This window comes from Caballeronia sp. (genome assembly GCF_049581465.1).
Lineage (GTDB): Bacteria > Pseudomonadota > Gammaproteobacteria > Burkholderiales > Burkholderiaceae > Caballeronia.
The window spans coordinates 1-2,707 of sequence record NZ_JBAUSA010001335.1 but is presented as its reverse complement, the minus strand read 5'-3'; the positions used below and the strand labels follow the sequence as shown (position 1 = coordinate 2,707).

At 55.9% G+C, this 2,707-nt stretch carries 2 protein-coding genes; one reads left to right on the top strand and one right to left on the bottom strand.

The window, feature by feature from the left end; genetic code table 11:
• A partial coding sequence (locus WCA53_RS32320) for a tyrosine-type recombinase/integrase (protein WP_423921433.1) occupies window positions 1-624 on the bottom strand: 624 nt, incomplete at its 3' end.
• A 1,320-nt stretch (window positions 625-1,944) separates the two neighbouring features.
• Between WCA53_RS32320 and WCA53_RS32315 the strand changes: the two genes are divergently transcribed.
• A partial coding sequence (locus WCA53_RS32315) for an aminotransferase class V-fold PLP-dependent enzyme (RefSeq protein WP_423921430.1) occupies window positions 1,945-2,707 on the top strand: 763 nt, incomplete at its 3' end.

Genomic DNA, 2,707 nt, shown 5'->3' with positions numbered 1-2,707 from the left:
ACGCGTCAATGGTTGCCCACAGCGATTGAGGAATACACGTTCCTGCGGTGGACGTTGGCCGGCGAGGTTGCATAACTCTTGCACGGTGTCGGGCCATAGCGGACACTGGCGCTGTTTGCGTCCCTTGCCGAGAACGCTCACGCTGCTGGAGATCGCATCGACGTTGCCGATGGTCAGGTGGGCCGCCTCGTCTGCCCGCGCACCGGCATTGTAAAGAAACAGCAACAGGGCGTAGTCACGACGACCTTGAGCTGTGCGTCGATCAGGACAGGCGAGCAGCGCATCCATTTCAGGTTTGTCGAGATAAGGCACCACCGCTCTTGTAGTCTTCTTATAGGGGATGCATCGTAGCTGGGTGCACCATTGAATATGTTCCGGGCTGTGCTCGCCAACGAAGCGAGCCAAAGCGTGGATAGCGGCCAGGCGCTGATTCCGGGTCGCGACGCTGCATGCGCGGGAGACTTCGATGTCTGAGAGGAAGTCCCGGACGATCTCGGCCGACACATCTGTCATCGCTAGCCGGTCTACCGGTTTGTGGGCTCGACCTGAAACGAAAGGGATCAGTTGGCACAGCGTGTCGCGGTAGCTCTGCTGGGTGTTGCGGGCGAGGTTCCGCTCGCCGATCAGGTGCTCGAGCAGGAAGCGCCGGACCCAGGGTCCATGTCAAATGACATAAAGTCGTCCGGACCCAAAGACTAGTTTATAAGGCACAGCGAGCCGTGCTGGACGACTTTACGTCAATTTTGATTGTCGTAAAGTCGTCCATTTTGCTGAAATTGACTTAAAATTGACAAGTCTTGCTGGACGGGATTGGCGCGAGAAGCGAAGCGGAAATTTAGCTATGTCGCGGTCGCGCACGCACGGTCTCCTACATCTCCTACGTCCTATGGTGTTGACTTCTCCCTATCGGGTGCCGCTCACCTTCATGCTGGGCGCCGACTGTCGCTGCCGCGACCTATCGCGAGCGGCCTAACCCTCGAGATGGATCGATACACTGCAATCGATGATTGTTCGCATTGCAAAATACCTTCTTTGAATGCTTGGTTCTCGACATCCCAAGCGCGCTCGCGCCTGCTCCGCACGCTCTTGTCAGAGACGCCGTTGCTCCTGGTCAATAAGGCCGGGGCACCTCGATGGCACGTTAGGAACCGAGCCTTAGCGTGTGTGGTGCGTATAGCGCGATTCATCGGTGACCACGTAACTCTATGTTCGGATTGCAAAACGTTCAGCCAACCTCGCGAAATTCCGCAGCCCACCTATCAACCAAACAGGACGACTTTACGTCAATTTTTTCTAAAGCATTGATTTTCAAATAAATTCTTTGCCGCGGCGTCGCGAAAACCGAAAAATGGACGACTCTAATACACTTTTCGGACGACTTTGTGTCGTTTGACACCAGCTGGATGTCGAGTTTGGCCCCGTACGGGGCCTCGCTTGCGCTTCCAAACGGGTTCGCAGTGCTCGTGCCATCGCCTGCACGACACGCATTAATGAATTCGGCATAAGGCCGATCCCAAACGGAGGCGGTCAGACGGCTGCGTGCTGCTCCCAGGAGGCCCCTTCTTCCAATCAGCGGGCTGTCCAGATGGTCTGGGCATGCTGGTCGAGTGTGGGCGACAGCTCTGCTATCTCAACGTCTTTTCCCCACCGGTGAGGCGCCGTCGACTCGATCTCGTCAAGCAGTTCGCGTTCACGCGAGATCGTTAGTGAGAGGCGCAGATGGCTGCGTGGATCGGTGAAAACCCATCCCGGTTAAACCCTAGATTCCTTATAAATCAAGGCTATATTCGTTTGTGAATCTGCGAGTTGCATTCCGCTTTAGTTGACACTTAAACATATCCATTGTAATGTTTTCATCAATCTGAATACTGAATTCAGGTGGTAAAAACCAGGCTCGCGTTCGGGCTTCCTGTGCGCCCTACGAATTGATAGTGAGGAGTTACGATGACTGTGTCTGTTTCCATGAATACTCAGCACAAGTTCCCGGTTGACGAGATCCGCGCGATGTTCCCGGCGTTGCGGAAGGCAGGCGATTTCGTGTTTCTGGACAATGCCGGTGGCGCGCAGGTGCCGCAGACCGTGGTGGATGCGGTGTGCAACCACCTAATTGATTTCAATGTTCAGCGCATGGCCAAGTATCAGCATAGCCAGGGTGTTGACCGGTCTCTTGCCGAATCGCGCGAAAGCGTCGCCTTGCTGGTCAACGCGTACCGCCCCGAGGAAATTTCCTTCGGTCAGAATGCCACCTCGTTTATTCGGCTAGTCAGCCTGGGCATCGCCAAGATGCTGCAAGAGCGCAATGAAATCGTCGTCACCGACATGGACCATGACGCCAACATCGCCACCTGGCTGGCGCTGGAGGATGATGGCGTCAAGGTCGTTTGGTGGCGCATGCGCGATGACGGCGCCTTGCATGTCGAAGATTTAAAGCCGTTGCTTAACGAGAAAACGCGGCTGGTGGCCTGCACCGTGACGGCGCATTCGATCGGCACTATGGTCGATGTGACTTCCGTCGGCAAGCTGGCCCACGCGGCGGGTGCCGAAGTCTTCCTGGATTGCGTGCATTACGGCCCGCACGGCCTGATCGATGTGCAGGCGTGGGATTGCGATTATCTGGTCTGCTCTGGCTACAAGAATTTCTCGCCGCATATGGGCTTTCTCTGGGGGCGCTACGAGGCTTTGTGCAAACTGCCGACCTTCAAGGAAG